Source organism: Deferrisoma camini S3R1, assembly GCF_000526155.1.
Classification (GTDB): Bacteria; Desulfobacterota; Deferrisomatia; order Deferrisomatales; family Deferrisomataceae; genus Deferrisoma; species Deferrisoma camini.
Map to the genome: position 1 here is coordinate 2,354,262 of NZ_JAFN01000001.1, position 26,613 is coordinate 2,380,874.

Annotated in this window: 26 protein-coding genes; 9 read left to right on the forward strand and 17 right to left on the reverse strand. The window is 71.6% G+C overall.

Going from position 1 to position 26,613, the window contains the following annotated elements; all coding sequences use genetic code 11:
- Positions 1 to 11: 11 nt before the first annotated feature.
- Positions 12 to 1,316 (reverse strand): NfeD family protein, encoded by a 1,305-nt coding sequence (locus DEFCA_RS24170; protein WP_025322941.1) that lies wholly within the window; start codon positions 1,314 to 1,316, stop codon positions 12 to 14.
- Positions 1,317 to 1,862: 546 nt separating this feature from the next.
- Between DEFCA_RS24170 and DEFCA_RS20670 the strand changes: the two genes are divergently transcribed.
- The 8 genes from DEFCA_RS20670 to hgcB all read left to right on the forward strand — a co-directional run bounded on the left by DEFCA_RS20670 (position 1,863) and on the right by hgcB (position 9,479).
- Complete coding sequence (locus DEFCA_RS20670) at positions 1,863 to 2,435, forward strand: hypothetical protein (RefSeq protein WP_025322942.1); 573 nt, start codon at positions 1,863 to 1,865, stop codon at positions 2,433 to 2,435.
- Between the two features lie 199 nt (positions 2,436 to 2,634).
- Positions 2,635 to 4,857: a vitamin B12-dependent ribonucleotide reductase gene (locus DEFCA_RS0110310; RefSeq protein ID WP_025322943.1), complete on the forward strand. Its 2,223-nt coding sequence runs from the start codon at positions 2,635 to 2,637 to the stop codon at positions 4,855 to 4,857.
- Positions 4,858 to 4,946: 89 nt separating this feature from the next.
- On the forward strand, positions 4,947 to 5,165 hold the full coding sequence (locus tag DEFCA_RS0110315; RefSeq protein WP_025322944.1) for a hypothetical protein: 219 nt from the start codon (positions 4,947 to 4,949) through the stop codon (positions 5,163 to 5,165).
- A gap of 1 nt (position 5,166) precedes the next feature.
- Positions 5,167 to 5,445: a DUF493 domain-containing protein gene (locus DEFCA_RS0110320; protein WP_025322945.1), complete on the forward strand. Its 279-nt coding sequence runs from the start codon at positions 5,167 to 5,169 to the stop codon at positions 5,443 to 5,445.
- Between the two features lie 48 nt (positions 5,446 to 5,493).
- Entirely contained in the window at positions 5,494 to 6,564 is a 1,071-nt protein-coding gene (locus tag DEFCA_RS0110325; RefSeq protein ID WP_051463226.1) for a TolB family protein, read from the forward strand.
- 9 nt (positions 6,565 to 6,573) lie between these two features.
- On the forward strand, positions 6,574 to 7,548 hold the full coding sequence (locus DEFCA_RS0110330) for a bile acid:sodium symporter (protein WP_025322947.1): 975 nt from the start codon (positions 6,574 to 6,576) through the stop codon (positions 7,546 to 7,548).
- A 112-nt stretch (positions 7,549 to 7,660) separates the two neighbouring features.
- Positions 7,661 to 8,872 carry a mercury methylation corrinoid protein HgcA gene (hgcA, locus tag DEFCA_RS0110335; protein ID WP_245693461.1) on the forward strand — a complete coding sequence of 404 codons (1,212 nt, stop codon included), beginning with the start codon at positions 7,661 to 7,663 and terminating at the stop codon, positions 8,870 to 8,872.
- A gap of 313 nt (positions 8,873 to 9,185) precedes the next feature.
- Positions 9,186 to 9,479: a mercury methylation ferredoxin HgcB gene (gene hgcB / locus DEFCA_RS0110340; RefSeq protein ID WP_025322949.1), complete on the forward strand. Its 294-nt coding sequence runs from the start codon at positions 9,186 to 9,188 to the stop codon at positions 9,477 to 9,479.
- Positions 9,480 to 9,501: 22 nt separating this feature from the next.
- On the opposite strand, the gene DEFCA_RS0110345 is transcribed toward hgcB, so the two are convergent.
- The 13 genes from DEFCA_RS0110345 to DEFCA_RS0110405 form a co-directional block, all read right to left on the reverse strand.
- Entirely contained in the window at positions 9,502 to 10,683 is a 1,182-nt protein-coding gene (locus DEFCA_RS0110345; RefSeq protein ID WP_025322950.1) for a pyridoxal-phosphate-dependent aminotransferase family protein, read from the reverse strand.
- 249 nt (positions 10,684 to 10,932) lie between these two features.
- Positions 10,933 to 11,838 (reverse strand): dihydrodipicolinate synthase family protein, encoded by a 906-nt coding sequence (locus DEFCA_RS0110350; RefSeq protein ID WP_025322951.1) that lies wholly within the window; start codon positions 11,836 to 11,838, stop codon positions 10,933 to 10,935.
- Positions 11,839 to 11,915: 77 nt separating this feature from the next.
- Positions 11,916 to 12,623: a spermidine synthase gene (locus tag DEFCA_RS0110355; protein ID WP_025322952.1), complete on the reverse strand. Its 708-nt coding sequence runs from the start codon at positions 12,621 to 12,623 to the stop codon at positions 11,916 to 11,918.
- Between the two features lie 4 nt (positions 12,624 to 12,627).
- Positions 12,628 to 13,827 carry a DEAD/DEAH box helicase gene (locus DEFCA_RS0110360; RefSeq protein ID WP_029733896.1) on the reverse strand — a complete coding sequence of 400 codons (1,200 nt, stop codon included), beginning with the start codon at positions 13,825 to 13,827 and terminating at the stop codon, positions 12,628 to 12,630.
- Between the two features lie 259 nt (positions 13,828 to 14,086).
- Complete coding sequence (locus DEFCA_RS0110365) at positions 14,087 to 14,608, reverse strand: hypothetical protein (protein ID WP_025322953.1); 522 nt, start codon at positions 14,606 to 14,608, stop codon at positions 14,087 to 14,089.
- A complete protein-coding gene (locus DEFCA_RS19470; RefSeq protein ID WP_035802897.1) occupies positions 14,605 to 16,197 on the reverse strand; it encodes an FAD-dependent oxidoreductase in 1,593 nt (530 codons plus the stop codon). The genes DEFCA_RS0110365 and DEFCA_RS19470 overlap by 4 nt, the downstream gene beginning before the upstream one ends.
- On the reverse strand, positions 16,194 to 16,781 hold the full coding sequence (locus DEFCA_RS0110375; RefSeq protein WP_051463227.1) for a 2-oxoacid:acceptor oxidoreductase family protein: 588 nt from the start codon (positions 16,779 to 16,781) through the stop codon (positions 16,194 to 16,196). Before DEFCA_RS0110375 ends, DEFCA_RS19470 begins: the two co-directional genes overlap by 4 nt.
- Complete coding sequence (locus tag DEFCA_RS0110380) at positions 16,778 to 17,536, reverse strand: thiamine pyrophosphate-dependent enzyme (RefSeq protein ID WP_051463228.1); 759 nt, start codon at positions 17,534 to 17,536, stop codon at positions 16,778 to 16,780. The genes DEFCA_RS0110375 and DEFCA_RS0110380 overlap by 4 nt, the downstream gene beginning before the upstream one ends.
- Positions 17,521 to 18,684, reverse strand: coding sequence for a 2-oxoacid:acceptor oxidoreductase subunit alpha (locus tag DEFCA_RS0110385; RefSeq protein ID WP_025322954.1), 1,164 nt, complete (start codon positions 18,682 to 18,684; stop codon positions 17,521 to 17,523). Before DEFCA_RS0110385 ends, DEFCA_RS0110380 begins: the two co-directional genes overlap by 16 nt.
- Positions 18,685 to 18,839: 155 nt before the next feature.
- Positions 18,840 to 19,556, reverse strand: a complete 717-nt coding sequence (locus DEFCA_RS0110390) for an amino acid ABC transporter ATP-binding protein (protein WP_407919188.1) — start codon at positions 19,554 to 19,556, stop codon at positions 18,840 to 18,842.
- 70 nt (positions 19,557 to 19,626) lie between these two features.
- Positions 19,627 to 20,727 (reverse strand): amino acid ABC transporter permease, encoded by a 1,101-nt coding sequence (locus tag DEFCA_RS0110395; RefSeq protein WP_025322956.1) that lies wholly within the window; start codon positions 20,725 to 20,727, stop codon positions 19,627 to 19,629.
- Positions 20,724 to 21,905, reverse strand: coding sequence for an amino acid ABC transporter permease (locus DEFCA_RS0110400; protein WP_025322957.1), 1,182 nt, complete (start codon positions 21,903 to 21,905; stop codon positions 20,724 to 20,726). The genes DEFCA_RS0110395 and DEFCA_RS0110400 overlap by 4 nt, the downstream gene beginning before the upstream one ends.
- A gap of 85 nt (positions 21,906 to 21,990) precedes the next feature.
- On the reverse strand, positions 21,991 to 23,007 hold the full coding sequence (locus DEFCA_RS0110405; protein ID WP_025322958.1) for an amino acid ABC transporter substrate-binding protein: 1,017 nt from the start codon (positions 23,005 to 23,007) through the stop codon (positions 21,991 to 21,993).
- A gap of 256 nt (positions 23,008 to 23,263) precedes the next feature.
- On the opposite strand from DEFCA_RS0110405, the gene DEFCA_RS0110410 reads away from it, so the two are divergent.
- Positions 23,264 to 24,175 carry a DMT family transporter gene (locus DEFCA_RS0110410; protein ID WP_025322959.1) on the forward strand — a complete coding sequence of 304 codons (912 nt, stop codon included), beginning with the start codon at positions 23,264 to 23,266 and terminating at the stop codon, positions 24,173 to 24,175.
- Here the strand turns inward: DEFCA_RS0110410 and DEFCA_RS0110415 are convergent.
- From DEFCA_RS0110415 to DEFCA_RS0110430, 3 genes are all read right to left on the reverse strand, one after another.
- The gene (locus DEFCA_RS0110415; protein ID WP_025322960.1) at positions 24,126 to 24,629 is read right to left on the reverse strand and encodes an asparaginase; all 504 of its coding nucleotides are present in this window, start codon (positions 24,627 to 24,629) and stop codon (positions 24,126 to 24,128) included. The genes DEFCA_RS0110410 and DEFCA_RS0110415 overlap by 50 nt on opposite strands.
- Before the next feature lie 14 nt (positions 24,630 to 24,643).
- The gene (locus tag DEFCA_RS0110420; RefSeq protein WP_025322961.1) at positions 24,644 to 24,898 is read right to left on the reverse strand and encodes a type II toxin-antitoxin system VapB family antitoxin; all 255 of its coding nucleotides are present in this window, start codon (positions 24,896 to 24,898) and stop codon (positions 24,644 to 24,646) included.
- A 423-nt stretch (positions 24,899 to 25,321) separates the two neighbouring features.
- Entirely contained in the window at positions 25,322 to 26,539 is a 1,218-nt protein-coding gene (locus DEFCA_RS0110430) for an ATP-binding protein (RefSeq protein WP_025322962.1), read from the reverse strand.
- Between the last annotated feature and the right edge of the window lie 74 nt (positions 26,540 to 26,613).

Consider the following 26,613-nt stretch of genomic DNA (forward strand, 5'->3'; position numbering starts at 1 on the left):
CCGCGCTCCGCTCACCGCCCCTTGTCTTCGGTCCTCGGAACCGGCCGCACCGTGAGGGTGAGCCCCTTGATCCCGATCACCTCCACCGGCGACCCCGGCTCCACCGGCTCGGAGCTCCGGGCGTTCCAGTACTCCCCGTGCACGAACACCCGACCCACCCGATCCGGCCCCAACGGCTCCACGGCCTCGCCCCTCTCGCCCACCAGCCCCTCCTGCCCCCCCAGGCGCCGGATCTTCTGGGCGGCCAGCCCCTTACCGACCGCGAACGCGAAGAACGCCACGGTCCCGGCCACCGCGGGCACCATCACGGACCAGCTCACCCGGTAGTACGCGGCGTTGGACTTGAACAGCATCAGGCTCCCCAGCACCAGGCACACCACTCCGCCCACGGTGAGGAGCCCGAACGAGGTGATCTTCACCTCCAGGATCAGGAGCACCAGCCCCAGCAGGATCAGCAGCACCCCCCCGTAGCGGAACGGCAGGGTCTGGAGGCCCACGAAGGCCAGGATGAGGCACAGCCCTCCGAGTACCCCCGGGAAAATGCTGCCCGGGTTGGCCAGTTCGAAGAAGAGGCCGTAGAACCCCAGCAACAACAGCAGATAGGCCACGTTGGGGTCGGACAGCACCCGCAGGATCCGGTGGCGAAGCCCCATGGGCACCGGCTCGACCCGGGCTCCCTTCAACCGGAGTTCGACCTCGGCCGTTCCAAACCGGACCCTGCGGCCGTCGAGGTCGGCCAGAAGGGCGTCCACAGAGGGGGCCAACACGTCCACCACGCCGCGACCCAACGCCTCCTGCGCGGCCAGGCTTCGGCTCTCCCGAACCGCCTCCTCGAACCACTGGGGGTCCCGCCCCCGCTGGCGGGCCAGGGACCGCAGATAGGCGGCCGCGTCCTCCTCGGCCTTCTTGGCCAGGGTCCCCCCGCCGTCGCCCCCCCCGATGGCCACCGGGTGGGCCGCCCCCAGGTTCGTGCTCGGCGCCATGGCCGCCACGTGGGCCGCGGCCACGATGAACAGCCCGGCGCTCGCAGCCCGGGCTCCCGCCGGCCCCACCCAGGCCACCACCGGCACCGGGCTGCGCAGCACCGCCCGAACGATCCGCCGCATCGAGGCGTCCAGACCTCCCGGGGTGTCGATCCGGAGGATCACGGCCGGCGACCGCAGCGGGTCCACCCGGGCCAGGGCGTCCTCCACGTACTCGGCCGCCACGGGTCCGATGGGCCCCTCCACCTCCACCAGGGGCACCACCGCGGCCCGGCCGGCCCCGGCGGGCAGGGCGAAGACGACCATCAGCGCAAAGAGGATCCGAACGGACATGGGTGCCAAGATACCACGTCGCGGCCCCCAGACCAGGGGGCGGCGCGGCGCCGGGCGACACGCCCGTCGCCCATGTAACTTCGGTCGTCGGTCAACGGTTGTCGGTCTGGCGCTTTCGGCCCGCTGGGCAACTGGGCGGCCGAACGGCTCCCGAGCCGCGCCAAAGCTCGGAGGGCATGGGGTCTGCTGGAGAGCCGCGTGCGGCTCCTTGGCTCGCCGCGCAGCGCCTCCAACGCTCGTACCGTGAATTCGTTCGGGCCTCACCGAACGGTTATGAAGCCACCGCCGGTGCCCCGTGCCTGCGCGGCGAATCTCCATGCCCGGCTTCGCGCGCGGCCGGAAGCAGGCCCCATGCCCTCCGGCGCCAACGGCCCGAACCAACGAAAGTTACCCTTCTCCGTTGTAGGGTCGCGCAGCGGCCGATGGGGGCTTCCCGCGGTCGGGCCTTCGATTCCTTGACACCTCCCGGTGTTGCCGATACATTCGCGTGCCTCAAACTTGGTGAAAATCCGTTCATCGCACGAGCTCTGGGGAAAGGAGGCGGCCATGGCCAGCCAGGGTGAGAGCCTCATCCGGAAGACCCAGAAGGGAATTTCGGTTCTGGCGTTCGAGACCACCAAGCAAAGCCGGATCCTGAAACGGCGGATGCGCATCGCGGCCCTCCAGAAGGAGATCAAGGCGGACCTCCGGGACCTGGGCAACCTGGTGTACAACGCCATGATCAACGACCAGCCCGGGATCCTCGAGGAAGAGGAGGTGAAGCTCCTGGTCGAAAGCATCCGCAAGAACCGGGAGGAGATCGACCACCTGCGCGACGCCATCGCCCGGCTGAGCCGCGCCCGCAAGCACTTCCCCGAGCACGAAGGGCCGGAGGTGGAGCCCCAGGCTCCGGAGGGGGACCAAGCCGAACCGCCCGCGGCCGAGGCGGAGCCAGCGGCCGCGGCCCCCGCAGCCGACGAGTCCGGCCCGGAGGGGAAGGACGAGGAGGCGGTTCTGGAGCCCGAACCGGCCCCGGCCGAGGAGAAGGCGCAGGAGGAGCCGGCGGTGCCCCCCCCGCCGGGGACCGACCCCGGCCGCCCCACGGGAGAGGGGGAGGCGCAGAAGGAGGACAAATCGTAACCAGACGAAAACGCTCCCGAATGGAGGCGGCCTGTCCGGCCGCCTCTTTTTTGTCCCCAGGATCGGGGTTGACCCACTAGATCTTGAAGTTGTATGTACCCACTCCACCACATGTAGTGCAGCCCGCTCGTTCGAACCGAAACCTTCCCGACGAGCACGCACCCGAACCGCCGGCTCCCACCCCTCAGGAGGTTGCCCCATGCCCGAATCGGCCGCCCGCGTCATCCCCCTGGAGATCGAACCCGCCTTCTCCGACAACGCCCTGGTGGTGCTGCGGAAACGCTACCTCCGAAAGCATCCGGACGGCACCCCGGCGGAGACCCCGAAGGAGATGCTGTGGCGGGTGGCCCGGGCCGTGGCCGAGGCCGACCGGGGCTACGACGCCGAGGCCGACGTGGACCAGACGGCGGTGGCCTTCTACCAGGCCATGGCCCGGCTGGAGTTCCTGCCCAACTCCCCCACCCTCATGAACGCCGGCCGAGAGCTGGGCCAGCTCTCGGCGTGCTTCGTGCTGCCCGTGGACGACAGCATGGAGAGCATCTTCGAGGCCGTGAAGAACACGGCCCTCATCCACAAGTCGGGCGGGGGGACCGGGTTTAGCTTCTCGCGGATCCGGCCCAAGAACGACATCGTGCGCTCCACCAGCGGGGTCTCGTCGGGCCCCATCAGCTTCATGAAGGTGTTCGACACGGCCACCGAGATGATCAAGCAGGGGGGGACCCGGCGGGGCGCCAACATGGGCATCCTCCGGGTGGACCACCCCGACATCCTGGAGTTCATCTCGGTCAAGTCCGACCCCACCGTGCTCACCAACTTCAACCTCTCGGTGGCCATCACCGAGGCGTTCATGGAGGCGGTGCGCTCCGACGGCGAGTACGACCTGGTGAACCCCCGGGACGGCCGGGTGGTGGGTCGGCTGCGGGCCCGGGAGGTGTTCGACCGCATCGTGGACGAGGCGTGGAAGTCCGGCGAGCCCGGCATCGTGTTCATCGACCGGATCAACCGCGACAACCCCACGCCCCACGTGGGCGCGATCGAGTCCACCAACCCGTGCGGGGAGCAGCCCCTGCTGCCCTACGAGTCGTGCAACCTGGGCAGCGTCAACCTGGCGCGCATGGTGAAGGGCGCGGAGGTGGACTGGGAGAAGCTCGAAGAGACGGTGCGGCTGGCCGTGCACTTCCTCGACAACGTGGTGGACGTGAACCGTTACCCCCTGGAGGAGATCGCCCGGATGACCCGGGCCAACCGCAAGATCGGCCTGGGGGTCATGGGGTGGGCCGACCTCCTGTTCCGGCTCGGCATCCGGTACGGATCGGACGAATCCGTCGCCCTGGCCCGCAGGCTCATGGGGTTCGTGGACCGGGTGGCCCGGGAGGCCAGCGAGGAGCTGGCGGCGGAGCGGGGTCCGTTCCCCAACTTCCAGGGGTCGGTGTACGACCGGCCCGGGGCCCGGCCGCTTCGCAACGCCACCCGCACCACCATCGCCCCCACCGGGACCATCTCGATCCTGGCCGGGTGCTCGTCGGGCATCGAGCCGGTGTTCTCGCTGGCGTTCGTGCGCCGGGTGCTCGACGGCGAGGAGCTCGTCGAGGTGAACCCGGTGTTCGCCGAGGAGGCCCGGCAGCGGGGCTTCGACTCCCCCGAGGTCCTGCGCCGGATCGCCCAGGGGGCGCCCCTGTCCGAGGTGGCCCAGGTGCCGGCCGACGTGAAGGAGGTGTTCGTCACGGCCCACGACATCGACCCCCAGGCCCACCTGGAGATGCAGGCGGCGTTCCAGGAGCACACGAACAACGCCGTGTCGAAGACCGTGAACTTCCCCCGGGCGGCCACCCGGCAGGACGTGGCCCGGGCGTTCTGGCTGGCCTACGAGCTGGGGTGCAAGGGGCTCACCATCTACCGGGACGGGAGCCGGGAAAGCCAGGTCCTGGTCACCCCCTCGTCCGACCCCCAGAAGCCGGCCGAGGAGCCGCCGGCCCGGAAACGGGACCGGCCGCGGGTGCTCACGGGCAAGACCTACCAGATGCAGACCGGGTGCGGGCCCCTGTATGTCACGATCAACGAGGACGACCAAGGGCTGTTCGAGGTGTTCACCACCATGGGCAAGGCCGGGGGCTGCGCGGCGAGCCAGTGCGAGGCCATCGGCCGCTTGGTCTCGCTCTCCTGGCGCTCCGGGGTCCCCCCCGAACCGGTGGTGCGGCAGCTCCGGGGCATCTCGTGCCACAAGCCGGCGGGGTTCGGCCCGAACCGGGTGCTGTCGTGCGCGGACGCGCTCGCCATCGCGGTGCAGCAGCACCTGGCCCCGGAGCAGGAGATCGAGAAGCACGTGGACGTGGGCGGAGCGTGCCCCGAGTGCGGCGACGCCCTGGAGCACGAGGAGGGATGCGTGCTGTGCCGCAGCTGCGGCTACTCCGAGTGCGGATGATCCTCAGAACCTCGAAACCGCTCCTTTCTCCGTTCGGCCCCCTGGACTACAATGGGGGCCGTTCGTTTGTCCGGGAGGAGAGAGCAACCATGAGCGAAAAGGACGTCTCCGAAGGCCGCGACACCTCGCACCGGGGATCGTGGTTTCGGCTGCCCGGGAAGACCCGGTGGCACAGCGAGGCCCATCGGGAGTACGGGGTGCTGTGGTCCCTGTGCGGCGTGCGGACCATCGCGATGCAGGCCGAGACGAAGCAGAGCCTGGACGAGGACGACCTGGCCTGCGTCCGGTGCACGGGCATGAGGGACTGACGTGGAGGATCGCCGCATCCCGGTGGAGGAGCTGATCGAGTTCCCCACGCGGTTCTCGTTCAAGGCGATCGGGCACCACACCCGTGAGTTCGCCCCCTCGGCGTACCGGGCGGTGCTCTCCACGGTGGGTGAGGACCGGGCCGTGGAGCTCCGGACCCGGTTGAGCCGGAAGGCCGCGTACGTGTCGGCCACGATCACGGCGCGGATCGACTCGGCCGAGGAGCTCAAGGCCGTGTACGCCGCCCTGTGGGATCTGGACGGCGTGATCACGGTGCTGTGAGTCCGTGAACGGGTGACGAACCGCTCCCCGATCGGGAAACCGAGGGTCATGTACCGCACATTCGTTGTGTTGCCGACGATTCTCTTCTTCGTATCGGCCTGCGCCGGCCGGTCGCCGGCTCCTCGGAAGCCCCTTCCGGCAGAGGGCCCTCACCTGCGCAACGTGCGCCAGCTCACCTTCGATGGAGACAACGGCGAGGCGTACTTCTCCTGGGACGGCACCCGGCTGACCTGGCAGTCGAACCGCGGCGGGGCCGGGTGCGACAAGATCTGGGTCATGAACGCCGACGGCACCGGCAAGCGCCGGGTGAGCCCGGACCGCGGGGCCCACACCTGCGCGTTCTTCTTCCCGGGCGACCGGAAGATCGTGTACGCCTCCACGGCCCACCTGTCCGGGGACTGCCCGCCCCGGCCCCCGCCCCCGCCGGGCCGGCGGTACGTGTGGCCCCTGTTCCCCTACGACATCTTCGTGGCCGATGCGGACGGGTCGAACCCGGTGCGGATCACGGACAACCCGGCCTACGACGCCGAGCCGGTCGTGTCGCCCGACGGCACCCGGATCGTGTTCGGCTCGAAGCGGGACGGGGACTTCGACATCTACGTGATGGACGCCGATGGGTCGAACGTCCGGCGCCTGACCCGCTGGGTGGGGTACGACGGCGGCCCCTGGTGGTCCCCCGACGGCACCAAGATCGTGTGGCGGGCCTGGCACCCTCAGACCCCCGAGGACAAGGCCCTGTGGCGCGAGTGCATGGAGAACGACTACATCGTGCCCGTGCCCCTGGACCTGTGGGTCATGGACGCCGACGGATCGAACCAACGCCGCATCCTCGCGAACGGTGCCACCAACTGGGCCCCCTCGTGGCACCCCGACGGCCGGCGGATCGTGTTCTCGAGCAACATGGACGACTGGCGGTCCGACCTGGGCAGGTACGGCCACAACTTCGAGCTGTACCTGATCAACCTGGACGGAACAGGCCTGGAGCGGATCACCTTCAACCGGGTGTTCGACGGGTTCCCCATGTTCAGCCCGGACGGACGACGCTTGGTGTGGGCCTCGAACCGCAACCCTCGAAAACCCCGGGCCACCGACATCTTCGTGGCCGACTGGGTGGAGTAGCCGCACCCCGTGGGCCCGTCCGCGCCGCTTCGCCGCCACGCCTTCGTCCTGGGGCTCGCGGCCGTGACGGCCCTGGTGCTGTGGAACCCCGGGGGGCTGCCCCAGACCCTGGGCCTGTGGCTCAAGGCCCACCGGGCCCCGGAGGCGGTGATCGCTGCGATCTTCCTGCTGTCGGGGCTGCGGCTGTCCGTGCGCTCCGCCCTGGCCGGGGCGGCCGACCTGCCGGTGGTGGCCCTGGGGTTCGCGGGGATCTTCGTCGTCTCGCCCCTGCTGGCCCTGGGGTTCTCGGCCCTTCCCCTGGCCCCAGGCCTGGTGGTGGGGCTCTTCCTGGTCGCCTCGATGCCAACCACCCTGACCACGGGGGTGGTCATGACCGCGGCCGCCGGGGGAAACGAGGCCACCGCCCTGGTGATCACCCTGGGGGCCAACGCCCTGGCCGTGGCGGCCGTGCCGGTGGTTCTGCCGTGGCTCCTGGGCACGGCCCGGGCCGTACCGCCCGACCTGTTCGACCGGGGGGCCATGGCGGCCCGGATCGCCGGCCTGGTGCTGGTTCCCCTCGCCGTGGGGATGGCCATCCGCAGCCGGGCTCCGGAGGCGTTCACCCGGGCCGGACCGGGGCTCAGGCGGGCCAGCCTGGGGCTCGTGCTCACCATCGTGGGCATCGCCGTGGCGGGCTCGCGGACCACGTTGCTGGGCCACGCCGGCGATCTGGCCGTGGCCGTGGGCCTTTCGGCCGCGTTCCACGCAACGGTGCTTGCCTGCCTGTTCGGCCTGGTGTTTCTGGGCCGGATCGGGCCGGGCCGGAGGGAGGCCGCGATCTTCATGGGCGGCCAGAAGACCCTGCCCCTGGCCGTGCTCCTCCAGACCTCGCTGTTCCCCGGCCTCGGGCAGGCCCTTGTGGTGTGCGTGGTGCACCATCTGGTGCACCTGCTCATGGACGGCTACCTGGTGGGCCGCCTGTCGGGCCGGGGAGCGGCGGCGTAGGGGTGGGGATGCCAGTGACGAACTCGAAAGTGCAGTTTCCCGGTAACCACAGGAAAACCCGGACATCTAAAATTCGACCGAGGACCGGCTCCACCCGCCGAGGGACTTTCCCATGACCGAGACCGACCCCTGCTGCTCCCCAGCCCCGCCTGGCGATTCCCTTCCCATGGCCGAGGCGTGCTGCCCCCCGCCGGGATCCACAGCCCTCGCGATGGCCGAGCCGTGCTGCGGGTCGGCCGCGGAGGCGGTGGGGCCACGATGGGCCGACCGGGAGCGTCCGGGCTACCGGATCTGGCCGTTCGTGGACGAATGGATCGAGACCCCGGTGGGCGATGTGCCCGTGGTGTCGACCCGCCTCGGCAAGGGGGACGTGCTCGGCCGATGGGCCATGCGCTGGGGTATCGGCCGCGACCGGTACCGAATCGCGCCGGGCCTGTACGCGGTGGGCCGGCCCACGCCGGACTCCCCGGTGGTGGTCACGGCCAACTACAAGATGACCTTCGACCTGGTGCGGAAGGACCTCGGCGGGGTGAACGCGTGGATCCTGGTGCTCGAGACGTGGGGGATCAACGTGTGGTGCGCGGCCGGCAAGGGCACCTTCGGCACCGACGAGCTCGTGGCCCGGGTCCGAAAGGCGGGCCTGGACCGGGTGGTGAGCCACCGCACCCTGGTCGTGCCCCAGCTCGGGGCCACCGGCGTGGCCGCCCACGAGGTGCGCCGCCGCTGCGGGTTCCGGGTGGTGTACGGGCCGGTGCGCAGCCGGGACCTGGCCGCGTTCCTGCGGGCCGGCATGAAGGCCTCGCCGAACATGCGCAGGGTCACGTTCTCCCTGTGGGAGCGGCTCGTGCTCACACCGGTGGAGCTGCGGGTGATCCTGATGCGGCCCAGCCTGGCCCTGGCCGCCCTGCTCCTGGTGCTGGGCGGCATCGGCCCGGGCGGCTACTCCCTGGCCGGCGCGCTGGTGCGGGGCGGGGCCGCGGTGGGCACCCTGGCCGCCGGGGTCCTGGCCGGGGCCGTGGCCGCCCCGGTGCTGCTCCCCTGGCTTCCGGGCCGGATGTTCGCGGTCAAGGGCGTGTGGACCGGGCTGGGGGCCGCGCTCGTGCTCGCGGCCCGGTTCGGGACCCGCCTCAACGGGTGGGGGCTCATGGCCCTGGTGCTCGCCGTGACGGCGGCCTCGTCCTACTGCGCCATGAACTTCACCGGGTCCACGCCGTTCACCTCGCCCTCGGGCGTGGAGGCGGAGATGCGCCGCGCCCTCCCCTGGCAGATCGGAGCGGCCGGCTTGGCCCTGGTGGCCTGGATGGTCTCGGCCTGGAGCCTTTAGACCCGGCGGGAAACGGCCGCCTACCTGCCCAGCGGTCCGAAGGCCTCACCGTCTAGAGACTAGAAACTAGAAACTAGGGACTAGGGGAACCGGGGATTTCGGACCGTTGGGCGGGCGCTTTCTCAGGCCCCATGCCCCCGAGACCGTAAGGTGACGCCAAAAAGGCGTGGTCACGCTTGGAATGCTGGGAGATCACAGAGGTTTTCAAGCCTTCTGGCATCCTAGCCTTCCAGCTTCCTAGCCTTTGAGCCTCCCAGCGGGCCGAAGGCCCCAGACCGACGACCAACGACTGACGACCGGAGACCGAAGTCACATGGAAGGCTTCCGCTACCTCGACGGAGTGGCCACCCTGGAGCTGCACGCGGACCGGTGTGTGGGGTGCGGCCTGTGCGAGACCGTGTGCCCCCACGGCGTGCTGGCCGTGTCCGACGGCAAGGCCCGGATCACGGACCGGGACGCGTGCATGGAGTGCGGGGCCTGCGCCCGCAACTGCCCCGTGGAGGCGCTGAGCGTGAGCGCCGGTGTCGGGTGCGCCGGGGCCATCATCAAGAGCTGGCTCACCGGCGCGCCCCCCACCTGCGGGTGCGAGGGCGGCGGAGGCTGCTGACCTCGGGCCCTCGGCGCTCCCCTCAGCTCTGCGTCCCGTACACCCCCAGGGCCGCGGCCACGGCCGCGCCCCGGTCCACCGGGGCCCCGGCGTCGGCCAGCGCCGCCTCCAGGGCCCCGAGGCACACCAGCACGTTTTGCCGCTTGGCCGCGTACCCCATGAGCCCGATCCGCCACACCCGGCCGGCGAACGCCCCCAAGCCGGCGCCGATCTCCAGGCTGTAGTCCTCCAGCAGCCGACGGCGCACCGCGGCCTCGTCCACCCCCTCGGGGGCGAACACCGCGTTGAGCTGGGGCAGCCGATGGGGCTCGTCCACCACGAACCCCAGGCCCATGGCCTCGAGCCCGGCCCGCAGGGCCCGATGGTGGAGGCGGTGGCGCCGCCACGCGTTCTCGATCCCTTCCTCCCGGAGCAGGGTCAGGGCCTCGTGCAGGGCGTACAGCCCGTTCACCGGCGCGGTGTGGTGGTAGGTGCGCTTGCCGTCGCCCCCCCAGTACCCCAGGACCAGGTTGAGGTCCAGGAACCAACTCTGCACCGGGGTCCTGCGGGACCGCAGCTTCTCGAGCGCCCGCTCCCCGAACGTCACCGGCGCCAGCCCGGGCACGCACGACAGGCACTTCTGGCTGCCACTGTACACCGCGTCGAGCCCCCACTCGTCCACCCGCACCGGCATGCCGCCCAGGGAGGTGACCGTGTCCACGATGGTCAGGCATCCGTGATCCCGGGCGATCCGGGCCAAGGCCTGGGCGTCGGAGGCCGCGCCGGTGGAGGTCTCGGCGTGCACGAACGCCACGATCTTGGCCTCCGGATGCTGCCGGAGGGTCGCCTCCAGCTTGTCCGGGTCCACCGGCCGGCCCCACTCGTCGTCCACCACCACGGCCCGGCCGCCGCACCGCTCCACGTTCTGGCGCATGCGCTCGCCGAACACGCCGTTGCGGCACACCACCACCGTGTCGCCCGGCTCCACCAGGTTCACGAAGCACGCCTCCATGCCGGCCGATCCCGGCGCGGACACGGCAAAGGTCACCTCGTTGCGGGTCTGGAACGCGTAGCGCAGCAGGTCCTTGAGCTCGTCCATCATCCGGACGAACTCGGGGTCCAGGTGGCCCACCGTGGGACGAGACAGGGCCTGGAGGACCCGGGGATGGATGTCGGAGGGGCCGGGCCCCATCAGGATCCGCTGGGGGGGATGGAACGAAGACATCTTTCGGATTCCTCCTAGTAACTGCGGTCTACGGTCGTCGGTCGCCGGTTTAGGGCCTTCGGCCCGCTAGGAGGCCCAAAGGCTGGAACGCTGGACAGCTAGAAGGCTAAAAGCCTCTTTCACCTCGCAACCTGTCTTCTTCCAACTGGCTTCCGACCCGGCGGTCAAAGCCCGGGGGGCATGGGGTCTACCTCCGGCCGGGCGGCTCTCGAACCGCGCCAAAGCTCAAGGGCATGGGGGCTGGTGGAGCTACGAAGCCGGTTCGGACACGCCCGCCTCCAGCACCGTCTCCAGCTCTTTGGCGATCTCGTGGGCCGCCTCCACCGTGGGCATGGTGAGGGGGGGCCGGACTCCGCCGCCTTTGTACCCTCGCATGGACAGGGCAAGCTTGAGCCCACCGATGCCGTGGGCCACGGTGACCAGACGTGCCAACCGGGCGATCCGGCGCTGGAGGACGAGCGCCCCTTGGTGGTCCTCCCGCCGGAACGCCTCGTACAGGGCCACGCACGCCTCGGGGGCGCAGTTGGCCACGGCCAGGATGGCGCCCACGGCCCCCACGCACAGGGCCGGGTAGGCCACGCCCGCGTTGCCCACGAACACCGCAAAATCCTCGGGGACCACCCGGCAGGTCTCGGCCAGCAGCCCCACGTTGCCCGAGCTGTCCTTCAGGCCCACGATGTTGGGGTGCTCGGCCAGCCGGGCCACGGTCTCGGGCGAGAGGGCCACCCCGGTGAACTGGGGCACGCTGTAGAGGAGCACCGGGATCGGGGAGTCGTCGGCCACCCGGCGGAAGTGGGCCTCCAGCCGGTCAGCGGTCATCTGTCCCTTGAAATAGTGGGGCGTGATCACCAGGGCGCAGTCGGCACCGAGCTCGGCGGCCCGACGGGTGGCCCGAACCGTGTCCCGGGTGGATTCGCGGCCCGTCCCGGCCATCAGGATCCGGTCGGCCGGGATCGCCTCGCGGGCCGCTGCCAGCACCTGGTCCCGCTCCCGGTCGTCCAGGTACACGGCCTCGCCGTTGGACCCGAGCACCAGGTATCCGGCGAGCCCGGTCCGGTTCCACAGGCCGAGGTTCGTCCGGAACGCGTCCAGGTCCACCTCGTCGCCCCGGAACGGGGTCACCACCGGGGGCAGAATCCCTTCGAACCTTCGCACACGGCACCTCCCTGGGGGTTGGGGGACGGGAAGCGCCTTAGTATCTCACGCCCCGGCCGAAACGCAACTCCCACGGCTCACCTTGGGCGGGGCCGCCCCCCGGGCCGCCGGCCTCCGGCGGCCCGGCCCAGGTACACCACATGGCGACGCGCCCCGGTGACCGGCCGGTGGACCCGCACCGCGAACCCGGCGTGCCGGAGGGTCTTCTCGAACCCGGGGTCGTGGTCCTCGCCCCACACCGCGAACACCCCGCCCCGCCGGAGCGCCCGCCGGGTCGCCTCCACCGCGGCCGTGCCGTACAGGGGGTGGTCCCGCCGGCGGGAGCTCAGGTGGGGCCCCTGGTACAGGTCGAGCACCACGGCGTTCCAGGCCTGGCCGGCCTCTGCGAACCGCCGGATCACCGCGGCCACGTCGGCCACCTCCACGGTCACCCGAGGGTCGTCCACGGCCCGGTCCGTGAGCGCGGCCAGCGGGCCCCGGCACCACTCGACCACGGTCGGGTTGATCTCGGCCACCCGCACCCGGCCCCCCGGGGGCAGCAGATCCAGGATCGTGCGGAGCGTGTACCCCATGCCCAGCCCCCCCACCAGCACCTCGGGCCCCCGGCGGCCGGCCAGGCCGGCGCAGGCCAGCTCGCCCAGGGCCTCCTCGGACCGGTGGGCGGCGCTCGACATGAGCACCCGGCCGGCCACGGTGATCAGGTAGTCCCGCCCCCCACGGCACCGGAGCTCCAACGGGCCCTCGCCGGTGGCCACCGAGTCCAGGGTTTTCCAGGGCAGGGCCATCGGTCTACCGTCCCCTGGATCCCACCGCCCGCGGCCCGGAGCGGGACCGGGTCCTCGGCCGGGAGGGGGCCCCGGCGGGCCCGGCCGCGTAGTCGAACCCAGGCACCCTGCGCCGCTCCAAGGGGGCGCCCAGGGCTCGCTCGATGGCCCGAACCATGCCGGCGTCCTCCGGGGTCGCCAGGGTGAAGGCGTCGCCGGACCGGCGGGCCCGCCCCGTGCGGCCGATCCGGTGGGTGTAGGCGTCCACCGTGTCGGGCATGTCGTAGTTGATCACGTGGGACACGCCCGCCACGTCGATCCCCCGGGCCGCGATGTCGGTGGCCACGAGGATCCGGAACCGCCCGTCCCGGAACCCCTTGAGGGCGGCCTGTCGCCGGCTCTGGGACAGGTTCCCCTGGAGCGAGGCGGCCCGGTGCCCGGCCCGGGCGAGCTGTTCGGCGAGCCGCTTCGCCCGGTGCTTGGTCCGGGTGAACACGAGGATCGACCCCGCCTCGGTGCGGCGCAGCAGCTCCTGCAGAAGCGGTGTCTTCCTGTGGGGAGGCACCGGGTACAGGGCATGGGCCACCGTGGCCGCGGGGGCCGTGGGATCCACCTGCACGGTCACCGGTTCGCGGAGCATCTCCCGAGCCAGGTGTCCGAGCTCCGGGGGCATGGTGGCCGAAAACAAGAGGGTCTGCCGCTCCCGGGGGAGCCGGTCCAAAATGCGGCGCACGTCGGGGAGGAAACCCATGTCGAACATGCGGTCGGCCTCGTCCAGGACCACCACCTCCACGGCCGAGAGGTCACAGGTCCCCCGGCCCAGGTGGTCCAGGAGGCGGCCCGGGCAGGCCACCACGATCTCGACCCCGGCCCGCAGCCGCCGGATCTGGGGGCTCATGCCCACCCCGCCGTACACCGTGAGCGAGCGAAGCCCGGTGCGCCGGCCGAGCGCCTGGAACGACTCGTGGATCTGTTCGGTGAGCTCCCGGGTGGGGGCCACCACCAGGGCCCGCACCCGGCCCCGGGGGCCGCGGCTGAGGCGATGGAGGATGGGCAGGGCGAACGCCGCGGTCTTGCCGGTGCCGGTCTGGGCGAGGCCCAGCACGTCGCGGCCCTGGAGGGCCGGCGGGATCGAGCCCGTCTGGATGGGGGTGGGGGAAACGAAGCCACAGGCAGCCACTCCGTCCGCGATCCGCGGATGGAGGCCAAACGATGCGAAGCTCAAGCAATTGTCCTTTTCTTTGGAGGGAAATCAGAGTTCTTCGGAGAGGCTTCAGGCGGGGGCTCAGAAGCGAGGTCGCGCCACCTTACAGGGAACCGGCGGGCAAAGCAAACGCGGGGCTTCGGCCCGTAGCCCGCTGGGCGGCTCCGGAGCCATCACCAAAGCGGCGGGGGCGCGGGGCCTCGTGGCGTGCCGGGCGCGGCTCCTTGGCTCGCCCCGACGCAGCATGGGGCCCGCACGGTCCAGGCTCGGGAGCGGGCGCTCATTGTCCCCGCACCGTCCACCGCACCAGGAACGGAAACCGCCGGTCCGGCCGGCGACGCAGGCGGGCCGGGGGCGGGAACGCGGCCAGGAGTCGGGCCTCCACCTCGTCCGGCTCCACCGCCTCGCACCGCAGGTCGGCCACGAGGCGGCCTTGGTCCTCGTACACCGGGAAGTCCGTGCACCCCGGAGGCTTGGCCGGGGTGTCGTACACCGCACACCGACCGTCCCGGAACGCCGGGCAGACGCTTCCGTGGGCGTAGTACATGCCCCCCTCGGCCCGGATCTCCGGGGGGCCCTCCCCCCGGGCCAGGCGCCGGTCGAAGGCCTCCCGGGCCTCCTCGATCCCCCACAGGGCCCGGAGCCGGGGCCAGTCGAGCTCGATCACCAGGCTCTCCAGCCGGCAGCACGGCCGGCGACACCCACCGCACCGGGGAATCACCTTCTCGGCCTGGTACTCCCGGGCGACCGCGCGCAGGCGGGAGACCGAACCGGGCGGCGGCTCCGGTCCTCCCCTCCTCATCCCTCGGCCACCATCCGGACGGCGCCCCGGGGGCAGAAGGCGGCGCAGATGCCGCAGCCCTTGCACCAGTCGAGGTCGATCGAGACGCGGCCCTGGCCGTCCCGGGTGATGGCGAGGTCCGGGCAGAGGTGCCGGCACACCGAGCACTCGGTGCACCCCACGGTTCGCAGGCACGTCCGGGCCTCCTCCCGAAGGTCCGGAGGGACGTCCCCCTCGGGCGCCCCCGAGACCCGAGTCGGGTCCCAGGGCTCCAGCCCCAGGGACTTCGCCACGGCCCGGGCCGCCCTCCGACCCGAGGCCAGGGCCTCGGTGAGGTACCCCGGCCCGGTCGCGCCGTCCCCGGCCGCGAACACCCCCGGGAGCCCTGGCACCTCGCCCCCCGGCCCGCCCTGGACGCGGCCCCGCGCGTCCAGGCACGAGGACGGCAGGAACGGGTGTTCCGGCGCCTGGCCCACGGCGGCCAGCACCCAGCCCGCCTCTAGGTCCTCGACCTCGGGTCCCGCGACCACGGGCTCCCCCCGGCCGGCCGGCAGGGTCTCCCGAAGCCGCAGCAGAACCCCCTCTCCCCGCGGTTCCAGCGCCTCCGGCATTCGTAGGAACCGAAACGACACGCCCTCGGCCCGGGCCTCGGCCACCTCGTCCGGGTCGGCCGGCATCTGGGCCTCGCCCCGGCGGTAGACCAGGACCACCTCGTCGGCCCCGGCCCGGCCGGCCGCCCGGGCCGCGTCCACGGCCACGTTGCCCCCGCCCACCACCACGACCCGTCCTGTGAGGTCGGGCGGTCGGCCGTTGCAGAACGCCCGAAGGAACGAAAGCGCGTCGAGGCACCGGTCGCCGCCCCAGCCGGGAAGGTCCAGCCCCAGCCCGCGGCCGGCTCCCAGGGCCAGGACCACGGCGTCGTGCCGCGCGCGGAGCCCCTCCCAGTCTCCCGGGTCCCGGACGCGGGTGCCCAGCCGGACCTCGGCGCAGAGCCGGAGGATGGGGGCGAGGTCCGCCTCCACCACCTCCCGCGGCAGCCGGAATGGGGGGATGGTCTGAACCAGCATCCCCCCGGCCGCCTCGGCCGCATCCACCAGGGTGACCCGGCAGCCGGCCAGGGCCAGGTCCCGGGCCGCGGCAAGCCCGGCCGGGCCGGCACCCACCACGGCCACCCGGGGCCCCTCCGGTGGCGGCCCCTCCGGGAGCCACGGCAGGAGCGCGCCGGGCCGGGAGCGGGCCAGGCGGGCCACCGCTTCCTTGAGCCGCCGGGCCGGCACCCGGGGCTCGGCCACGCAGGCCGCCTCGCACGGCCGGTGGCACAGGTGGCCGCTCACGCCCGGGAGCGGGTTCGGCCCGAACACCTCGGCCAGGGCCGCTGCCATATCCCCTCGGGCCAAGGCCTCGGCATAGACGCCTGGGTGCTGGCCCAGGGGGCAGGCGGCCCGGCAGGGGGCCGCGCCGTCCGCCCCGGCCCGAGCCCACCGGGGCGAACACGTCCAGTCCGGGTCGGCGCCCAGGGTCTCCAGCACCGAGGCCGGGCAGGCCCCCTCGCACACCCGGCACGCCCCGCACCGGGCCGGGTCGATCTCGGGTCGGAACGCCCGGCTCACGCCGGAGCCTCCAGGCCCCGGCGACGGCGCCACCCGGCCAAGTCCGGGGCCAGGGCCGCGCCCAGGCCCACCCCCTCGGCCAGGGCCCTCCGGTTGAGCTCCAGGAGCCGGGAGGGCACGGCCTCTGCCAGCGCGGCCTCGATCGCTCCCGCCCCCACCAGGCGGGTGGCCCCGGCCACCGCGCCGAGGAGCACCACGTTCGCCACCTGGGGGTTCCCCAGGGCGTCCCGGGCCACCTCGAGGGCCGGCACCCAGAGCCGGGGTCGGCCCTCGTCCGGCGCCGCGGCCACCCCCCGGTCGATCAGCACGGCCCCGTCCGGGGCGAGCCACGGCAGGTAGCGCTCGTAGGCGTCCTGGGACAGGGCCACCAGCAGGTCCGGCTCCAGCACGTGGGGGAAGTCCGCGGGTTCCGGTGCCAGGACCACCCCGGCCCGGCAGGCCGATCCCCGGGCCTGGGCGCCGTAGGACCCGGCGCCGGCCGCCCACCGGCCCTCGGCCACGGCCGCGAGGCCCAGCAGGTGCCCCATGAGCAGCACCCCCTGGCCGCCGAACCCGCAGAACAGAACCTCGACCCGGCCGGTCACGCCACGAACTCCCCGACCACGATCCGGCCGGCGCGCTCCCCGGCCGGCAGGGCCTCGGCCTCCTCCCGGCCGATCAGCCGCTCCCGCAGGGCGGCCAGGGCCCGGGCCGGATCGGCCTCGTCGTTGCGGCGGCCGTACTGGGTGGGGCACGGGCTCACCACCTCCACGAACGCGAACCCGGGCGTGGCGATGCCCCGGGCCACGGCCCGGGCCACCCGGTCGGGCTGCACCACCGCGTACCGGGCCACGTACGAGGCGCCGGCCGCGGCCACCAGGCGGCACAGGTCGAACGGCCGGTGGGGGTTGCCGGCCGGGGTGGTGGCCGTGCGCGCCCCCCGGGGCGTGGTGGCCGCCACCTGGCCGCCGGTCATGCCGTAGATCGAGTTGTTCGCGCACACCACGGTGACGTCCAGGTCCCGCCGGGCCGCGTGGATCAAGTGGTTCCCGCCGATCGAGGCCAGATCGCCGTCGCCGCTCACCACCAGGGTCACCCGATCGGGCCGGTACAGCTTGGCGCCGGTGGCAAAGGCCAGGGCCCGCCCGTGGAGGGTATGCAGGGTGTCGGCCCGCAGGTGGGGCGAGGGGATCCACGCGGCGCACCCGATCCCCGAGACCACCAGGAGCCGCTCCCGTTCCACCCCGGCCAGGTCCAGGGCCCGGCATACGGCCCCCAGCAGGATGCCGTGGCCGCACCCCGGGCAGAACGGGGTGGCCCCGAGCCCTTCGCGCAGCCAGTGGCTCAGATCCCGGGCCATTGCACCGCCTCCTTCACCCAGGCCGCGATCCGGCGGGGGTCGATGACCTCTCCGTTCACCTGGTGGAGCCCGTCCACCGGGCATCGGGCCTCCTTGCGGACCTCTCCCTGCACCTGACCCAGGTTCATCTCGGGCACCCCGATCCATGCCACCCGCCGGGCCAGGGCCGCCACCTCCTCGGCCGGGAACGGCCACAGGGTCTGGAGCCGCAGCAGCCCCACCGGCACCCCCTCGGCCCGCAGCCGCCGGACCGCGGCCAGGGCCGACCGGGCGGTGAACCCGTAGGCCACCAGGGCGAACCGGGCGTCGTCCAGGAGGTACCCCTCGGTGCGGCAGATCTCGGGCCGCCGGTCCCACACCTTGCGGTGGAGCCGGGTCACCAGCCGCTCGTGCACCTCGGGGTCCTCGGTGCGGCGCCAGCCCCACGGGTCGTGGGTGGACCCGGTCACCAGCAGGTCGGCGCCGTCGCCGAAGCAGGGCATCGGCGGCACCCCCTGGGGCTCGTCCGTGCCGAACGGCGGCCCCGACGGGTCCCGGTCCCTTCCGGCCACGGCCACCTCGGCGGGCACGTCCACCCGCTCCCTGAGGTGGCCCACCGCCTCCTCGGCCAGCAGGATCACCGGCACCCGGTAGCGCTCGGCTAACTCGAACGCCCGCACGGTCAGGTCGAACATCTCCTGCACCGACCAGGGCGACAGCGCGATCACCGGGTAGTCTCCGTGGGACCCCCACCGGGCCTGCTGCACGTCGCCCGCGCCCGGGCGGGTGGCCTGGCCGGTGCAGGGGCCGGCCCGCTGCACGTCCACGATCACCAGCGGGGTCTCCGTGAACGCGGCATACCCCAGGGCCTCCATCATCAGGGAGAACCCCGGCCCCGAGGTGGCGGTCATGCCCTTGGCCCCGGCCCACACCGCCCCGATCACCGCCCCGATCGAGGCGATCTCGTCCTCCATCTGCACGAACACGCGGCCGAGCTCCGCGAACCGGGCCGCGATCCGCTCCATGATCTCGCTGGAGGGGGTGATGGGGTAGCCGGCGTAGAAGTCGCACCCGGCCGCCACGGCCGCATCGGCCGCGGCCTCGTTGCCCGACAAGTAACGGGGCCCGGGCTCGAACGGCACCGGCGCGGTGGTCACCGGCACGGACACGGCCCTCCCCTTTCGGCTGTAAGGCTGGGAGGCTGGAAAGCTGGAAGGCTCAAGAATCTCTTCCCGGCAACTTCGGTTCGTTGGTCGTTAGTCGTTGGTCGAAAGCTCGCCCCGACATCGGAGCCGGGGGCAGGGGTCCCAACCGACGACCGACCCTAATGCAAAATCTGGCTCAGGAACAGCTTCGTGCGTTCGTGCCGGGGGTGGTCGAAGAACTCGTGGGGGGTGTTCTCCTCGACGATCTGGCCGGCGTCCATGAAGATCACCCGGTCGGCCACGCTCTTGGCGAACCCCATCTCGTGGGTCACCACCAGCATGGTCATGCCCTCCTCGGCCAGCTCGATCATCACGTCGAGCACCTCCTTGACCATCTCGGGGTCCAGGGCCGAGGTGGGCTCGTCGAACAGCATGATCTTGGGCTTCATGCACAGGCTCCGCGCGATCGCCACCCGCTGCTGCTGGCCGCCCGAGAGCTGGCCCGGGTACTTCTTGGCCTGGTCCGCGATCCGGACCTTCTCGAGGAAGTGCATGGCCATCTCCTCGGCCTCCTTCCGGGGGGTCTTGCGCACCCAGATCGGGCCCAGGGTCAGGTTCTCCAGGATCGTGAGGTGGGGGAACAGGTTGAAGTGCTGGAACACCATGCCCACCTCGGCGCGGATCCGCTCGATGTTCTTCACGTCGTTGGTGAGCTCGATGCCGTCCACCAGGATCCGGCCCCGCTGGTGCTTCTCCAGGCGGTTGATGCACCGGATCAGGGTGGACTTGCCCGACCCCGAGGGCCCGCAGATCACGATCCGCTCCCGGGGGGCCACCTCCAGGTTGATATCGTTGAGCACGTGCAGATCGCCGAACCACTTGTGCACGTGGATCATCTGGATGATCGCCTCGTGGGCCGGCTTCACGGGTGCGGCCGGCTCGGGCTGGCGCGCCATCGGGAACCTCCTACCGGGTGCGGCCGGCCGTGCCCGGGGTCAGTTCCCGCTCGAGCCGCCGGCTGTAGCTGGACATGGAGAAGCAGCCCAGGAAGTACAGAAGCGCGAGGAACAGGTACGCCTCGGTGCTGAACCCCATCCACTGGGGGTTGGACAGGGTGGACTTGGTGGTGTTGAGCACGTCGTACAAGGCGATGATCACCACCAGCGAGGTGTCCTTGAACGCCGAGATCAGGATGCCCACGGTGGGCGGGATCACGATCTTCAGAGCCTGGGGCAGGATGATCAGCCGCATGGTCTGCACGTAGTTGAGCCCCAGGGACTCGGCCGCCTCGTACTGTCCCCGGGGAATGGCCTGGAGCCCTCCCCGCACCACCTCGGCGATGTAGGCCGCGGTGAACAGGATGATCGCGACCAGGGCCCGGAGGATCTTGTTCACGGTGACCCCCTCGGGCAGGAACAGGGGGAACATCACCGACGACATGAACAGCAGGCTGATCAGCGGCACCCCCCGGATCAGCTCGATGTAGGCCACGCACAGGCTCTTCACGGCCGGCAGTCGGGAGCGCCGGCCCAGGGCCAGCACCACGCCCAGGGGGTAGGCGGCCACCATGCCGAACACCGACAGGAGCAGCGTCAGCGGCAGCCCGCTCCACTGGCTGGTCTCCACCGGCTCGAGCCCCAGGATCCCGCCCCGCATCAGCACGCCCATCACCACCAGCGCCACCAGCCAGATCCAGCCCAGCGACCTCTTCCACCGGCGGCGGTCCTTGCTGTACCACAGCAGGGCCACCAGCAGCCCCATGGCCACGGCCGGCCGCCACTGCTCGGGGTGGGGGTAGAACCCGAAGATGATGAACCGCAGGTTCTTGGTGATGACCGACCAGCACGCGCCCCCACCCACCCGGCAGGCCTCGGCCGGCGTGTTCCACAGGGCGTCCCAGAAGGCCCACCGCAGGAAGGGGGGCACCACCCAGCCCAGCCCGGCCACGGTGACCACGGTCAGGAGCGAGTTGAACCAGCCGTTGAACAGGTTCACCCGCATCCAGCCCCACACCCCCAGGCGGGTGGAGGGGGGCCGCAACGGTTGGGAGGGGCTCGATGCGCTCACCGTTCCACCAGCGCGATGCGTTTGTTGTACCAGTTCATGAAGGCCGACGTGGACAGGCTGAACATCAGGTACACGGCCATGATGAGGGCCACCCCCTCGATGGCCTGGCCGGTCTGGTTGATGGTGGTGTTGGCCACCGACACGAAGTCCGGGAACCCGATCGCCACGGCCAGGGAGCTGTTCTTGGTGAGGTTGAGCATCTGGCTCGTGAGCGGCGGCACGATCACCCGCAGCGCCTGGGGCAGGATCACCAGGTTCAGGGTCTGGCCGGAGGTGAGCCCCAGGCTCATGGCCGCCTCGGTCTGGCCGTGGCTCACCGACTGGATGCCGGCCCGGACGATCTCGGCCACGAACGCCGAGGTGTAGAGGACGAGCCCCAGCAGCAGGGCCGCGAACTCCGGGCTCAGCGACAGGCCGCCCCGGAAGTTGAACCCCTTGAGGTGGGGCACGTTCATGGCCGTGGGCGCCCCGCCGAGCCACCAGGCCAGGGCCGGCAGCCCCAGCAGCAGGGCCAGGCCCACCCGGAACGTGGGGAAGATCCGGCCCGTGGCCTCCTGCCGCTTTCGGGCCCAACGCCGAAGGAGCCACACCCCCACGCAGGCGGCCACGAACGCCGCGGCCATCCACCGGTAGGCCGGGTGGGCGGCCGGGATCGGAAGCAGCAGCCCCCGGTTGCACAGGAACACCCCGGGCAGGGGGCTCAGGGCCTGGCGGGGCGAGGGCAGGATCTCGTTGAACAGGGCGTACCAGAAGAAGAGCTGCAGAAGCACCGGGATGTCCTGGAGCACCTCGATGTAGGCCCCGGCCAGCTTCGACACCAGCCAGTTGGTCGACAGGCGGGCGATGCCCACGAAGGTGCCCAGGAGCACGGTGAGCACGATGCCGAGGAACGACACCCGCAGGGTGTTGAGCACCCCCACCAGCAGGGCCTTGGCGTAGGTGTCGGCGGCCGAGTAGGCGATCGGGGACTCCCCGATCTCGAACCCGGACTCCCGGCCCAGGAACCCGAACCCGGTGGCGATGTTCTGGCGGGCCAGGTTGGCCTGGACGTTGGCGAACAGGTAGTACCCCACGGCCAGCACCACCGCCAGGACCGCGGCCTGGAAGGCCAGGGCCCTCTTGGCCGGGTCGTTCCAGAACGGGGTGGCGGCCGCGGGTGCGCTCGTGCTCTGGATCATGGGCTCGTGCGGGCGTCCGTGGTGGGATCCGGTGGGGGCACCGGGCCGGCCCCGGCGAAGGGGGCCGGCCCCGGCTCGCGTTCCTCTACTTGAAGGGCGGCACGTACATCAGGCCGCCGTCGGTCCACAGGGCGTTCAGGCCCCGCTCCAGCCCCAGGGGGGTGTTGGGGCCCACGTTGCGCTCGAACACCTCGGCGTAGTTGCCCACCTGCTTGATGATGTTGTAGGCCCACTTCTCGTCGAGGCCCAGGGCCTTGCCGTTGCCCGGGGTCACGCCCAGGAACCGCTGGATCTTGGGGTCCTTGCTCTTGAGCATCTGGTCCACGTTCTTGGAGGTGATGCCCATCTCCTCGGCCGCGATCATGGCCATGACCGCGTAGTCCACGATGTCGCGCCACTGCTCGTCGCCGTGGCGCACGGCCGGGGCCAGGGGCTCCTTGGAGATGATCTCGGGCAGGATCACGTAGTCGTCCGGGTTGGGGGCCACGGCGCGGGTGCCGGCGAGCTGGGAGGCGTCCGAGGTGAGCACGTCGCACCGGCCCGAGAAGAAGGTCTTGGCCAGCTCGGCCGTGTTCTCGATGACCACCGGCTTCCACTCCATGTTGTTCGTGCGGAAGAAGTCGGCCGCGTTCATCTCGGTGGTGGTGCCGGGCAGCACGCACACCGTGGCGCCGTCGAGCTCCTTGGCGCTCTTCACGCCGAGCTTCTTGGGCACCATGAACCCCTGGCCGTCGTAGTAGTTCACGTGCACGAAGTCCAGGCCCAGGGCCGTGTCCCGGGTCAGGGTCCGGGTGGCGTTGCGGCACAGCACGTCGATCTCGCCCGACTGGAGCGCGGTGAACCGCTGCACCGCGGTCAGCGGCACCCACTTCACCTTGGAGGCGTCGCCGAACACGGCCGCGGCGATGGCCCGGCCGGTGTCCACGTCCAGCCCCTTCCACACGCCCTTCTCGTCGGGCATGCCGAACCCGAAAAGGCTCCCGTTCACGCCCACGATCACGTATCCTCGGGCGCGCACGGTGTCCAGGGTCTTCCCGGCCAAGGCCGGGCCCGCGGCCAGGACCGCGGCGAGGGTCAGGGTGGCGATGCGTCGCAGGCTCATGATCCTCCTCCTTTCCGGGCGGCTACGCGCCCCGTGAGCGAAGGGCCCCTGGGTACCACAGGCTCGACTCGTTTGGCAAGAACAAAGGGTTTTTGAATATACTGAACGCTGTCCACCATAACCAAACCCCCGCTTCCCTGCGCCAATGGAACGCACTGCCAGCGCCTTGTCAAGGGATGCGAGAGGAACAGACGGAAGCGCTTCGGCCGTCCGAGGGCCCGGGACCGAAGGCCGATGACCGGAGACCGAGGTCGACATGGTAATCAACCGTGGGTTGTACGTCCGGCTGGCCGGGGCGGCCGTGCTGTGGGGGGGCACGTTCGTGGCGGGCCGGCTCCTGGCGGCCGAGGTGTCGCCGGCCGCGGCCGCGTTCGTGCGGTTCGCCCTGGCCGGGGCGGTGCTGGCCGCCCTGGCCTGGCGCGAGGGCGAGCCCGTGGCCTGGACCCCGCGCACCCTGGGGTGGTTCGCGCTCCTGGGCCTGACCGGCGTGGCCGGGTACAACCTGCTCTTCTTCACGGGGCTTCGCACCGTGGAGGCGGGCCGGGCGGCGCTCATTATCGCCAACAACCCCGTGGCCATCGCGGCCGGAGCCGCCCTGGTGCTGGGCGAGAGGCTGGGGCTGCGGGCCAGCCTGGGCATCGGGGTGGCCGTGGTGGGGGCCTGCGTGGTGGTGAGCCGGGGCCACCCCCTGCAGGTCCTCAGGGGGGGCGTGGGCGTGGGCGAGCTGTGCATCGCCGGATGCGTGGTGTGCTGGACCGCCTACACCCTGATCGGCCGGAGGGCCCTGGCCGGCCTGAGCCCCCTTCAGGCCACGGCCGGGGCCTGCGTGGTCGGCGCCGCGATCCTGGCCGGACCGGCCCTGGCCGGGGGCCTGGCCCGCGGCATCGGGGCCTGGTCGGCCACGGCCTGGGCGAGCGCCCTGTACCTGGCCCTGGGGGGGACGGTGCTCGCGTTCGTGTGGTACTACCGGGGGGTGCAGGCCCTGGGCGCGGCCCGGGCCGGGGTGTTCATCAACCTGGTTCCGGTGAGCGGGGTGGTGTTCGGGTGGCTGTTCCTGGGCGAGCGTCTGGACCCCTCGGTCTGGGTCGGCGGGGCCCTGGTGGCCACGGGCATCGCCCTCACCCGGACCCGGGCCGAGGCTCCACCGGTTCGAACCGGTTCGTCCTGAGGTTCTTGCGCACCCGGAACGGGTCGAACACCCGGCCGTTCATGGCCAGGTACACCCCGGGCGGCAGGATCTGCACCGCGGCCACGGCGAACCCCAGGTTGAACGGCGCGTCCGTGGACCGGAACCGGCCCGGCTGGATCGCACCCGTGAGCACCACGGTCTTGCCGGGGATGCCGGCGAGCGCCCGGCCGGTCTCGGCCATGGTGTCGGTGCCGTGGGTCACCACCACCCGGTCCTCGGGGCACCGCTCCACCGCCTCGCGGATCCGGGCCCGGTCCTCGGGCGTGATCTCCAGGCTGTCCTTGCGCATCACCGGCTCCACCTCGTACTCGAACGCCACCCCGGCCTCCCGGAGCACCTCCCCGGCCAGGGGCTCGCCCACCTGGTAGGTGCTCTTGGCGTCGAAGTACACCTTGTCGATCGTACCCCCCGTGGTGATCACCCGGATCCGCACCGCTCACCTCCCGGTCAACGCGGCAGCCCGTCTTCGTCGCACCCGAGGATCTCGTCGTCCGGGCGCGGGTCCTGCACCGGCAACGAGGCGCAGTGACGGGCGATCTCGTCCAACTCGTCGGCCAAGCGCCGCCCCCCGCGTTCCCGGCGGATCCGCTCCAGCCGTTCCCGGAGGGCTCGGGTGACCGCTTCGGTCTTGGTCTCACCGGTCAATCGGGCCAGAACCGTTGCGAGCCGGTCGGTTTCGGGATTTCGAATGTTCAGAGCCATCATCTCCCCGCAACCATACAGCTACACATATAACTACACGGTGCCCGACCGGGCCCCTGTTGTCAAACCGCGTTCTCCCGCCCCCCAGCCGCCCACTCCAGACTCCTCCGAAGCCTCCGGACGAGGCCGTTCTCGGTCACATACGGAACCACCAGCTCGTACCGGCCCGGGTGATGGCCACGTAGGCGAGGTTCTTGAGCTGCTCCTTCCCGACCGCCACCGGCCCCTTCACCCTGTGAGGGCGTCGGCCAGGCACAGGGAGCGTTCCCGCCGCAGGCGCTCCAGGATCTGGTTCTTGTCCTCCGAGTCCTGTGGAAGCCGGGTAGAGAGCCCGGCTGGGGAACCGCAGCCGCGGGGCGCCCGGTTCATGACGATTGAATATCGGATATTCAATCGTCACGCCACCCGCCCGCCACCCCCGGCTCACGGGGATCTCTGCGCCACCCCGAACCAGGGAAGCACCACCACGCCCGACCGCCGGAAGGCCCGGTCGCCTCCGTAGAACAGGGCCGCCGGTCCGTCGGGGTCGCCGGAGAGGTTCCGCCAGTAGCGGAGGTTGGCGAAGAACTCGGGGGTGACGGTCTGGCCGGATTTGATCTCCACCGGGATCCGGTGGGCGCCCAGGTCCACGAGGATGTCGACCTCGTGGCCGGCTGCGTCGCGCCAGTAGTAGAGGCTCGGCTGCTCGCCCCGGTGCAGAAACGCCTTCAGGAGTTCGCTCACCACGAAGCTCTCGAACACCGCGCCCCGCTCGGCACGGTGGAACAGCTCCTCCGGGGACCGGATCTGCAGGAGGTAGCACAGGAGCCCCGGGTCCAGGAAGTACAGCTTGGGGCTCTTGATCAGCCGCTTTCCGAAGTTCTCGTGGTGGGGCCGCAGCAGAGCGATGAGAAAGCTCGCCTCGAGCACCGAGATCCAGCGCCGCGCGGTGGAGTGGGTGACGCCGGCGTCCGAAGCCAGGGCCGAGAGGTTCAGCAACTGGCCCGTCCGGCCGGCACAGAGGCGGACGAACCTGCCGAACGTCTCCAGGTCCCCCACGTTCACCACGGTCCGCACGTCCCGCTCCAGGTAGGTCTGGTAGTAGCTCGCCAGCCAATCCCGGGGCTCGATGCCCCGGTCGTGGATCCGGGGATAGAACCCGGTGTAGAGCGTTTCGAGCAGGCCGCGGTCCGGTGCCGGGAGCCGGTTGGCCGGGACCTCCCGGCCCAGGGCGTCGAACGAAAGGGGCTCCGCGCCAAGAAGCTCGGCCAGGGAGAGCGGAAGCAGGTGCAGCACCGCGGACCGGCCGGCCAGCGACTGGGAGATCCGCTCCAGCATGAGGAAGTTGTGGGACCCCGTCAGCACGAAGCGCCCGGTCGTTTGGGGGTCTTCGTCGACCATGACCTGGATGTACGAGAACAGGTCCGGGGCCCGTTGCACCTCGTCGAGGATCACCGGCCCGGCGAACTGCTCCAGGAAGCCCCGCGGGTCCTCGAGGGCGAACTGCCGCTGGTCGGGGAGCTCGAGGGAGGTGTACGCGTGGTGGGGAAACACCGCCCGCACCAGGGTGGTCTTGCCGGACTGGCGCGGGCCGGTGACGCTGACCACCGGGAACGCCCCGGCGGCCCGGAGCAGTGTTGGGGCGAGCGTGCGCGGGATCATGGGGGCTCCGTGACGATTGAATATTCGATGTTCAATTATCACGAATCCGCTGAGACCGCAACGTCCCCGGTCGG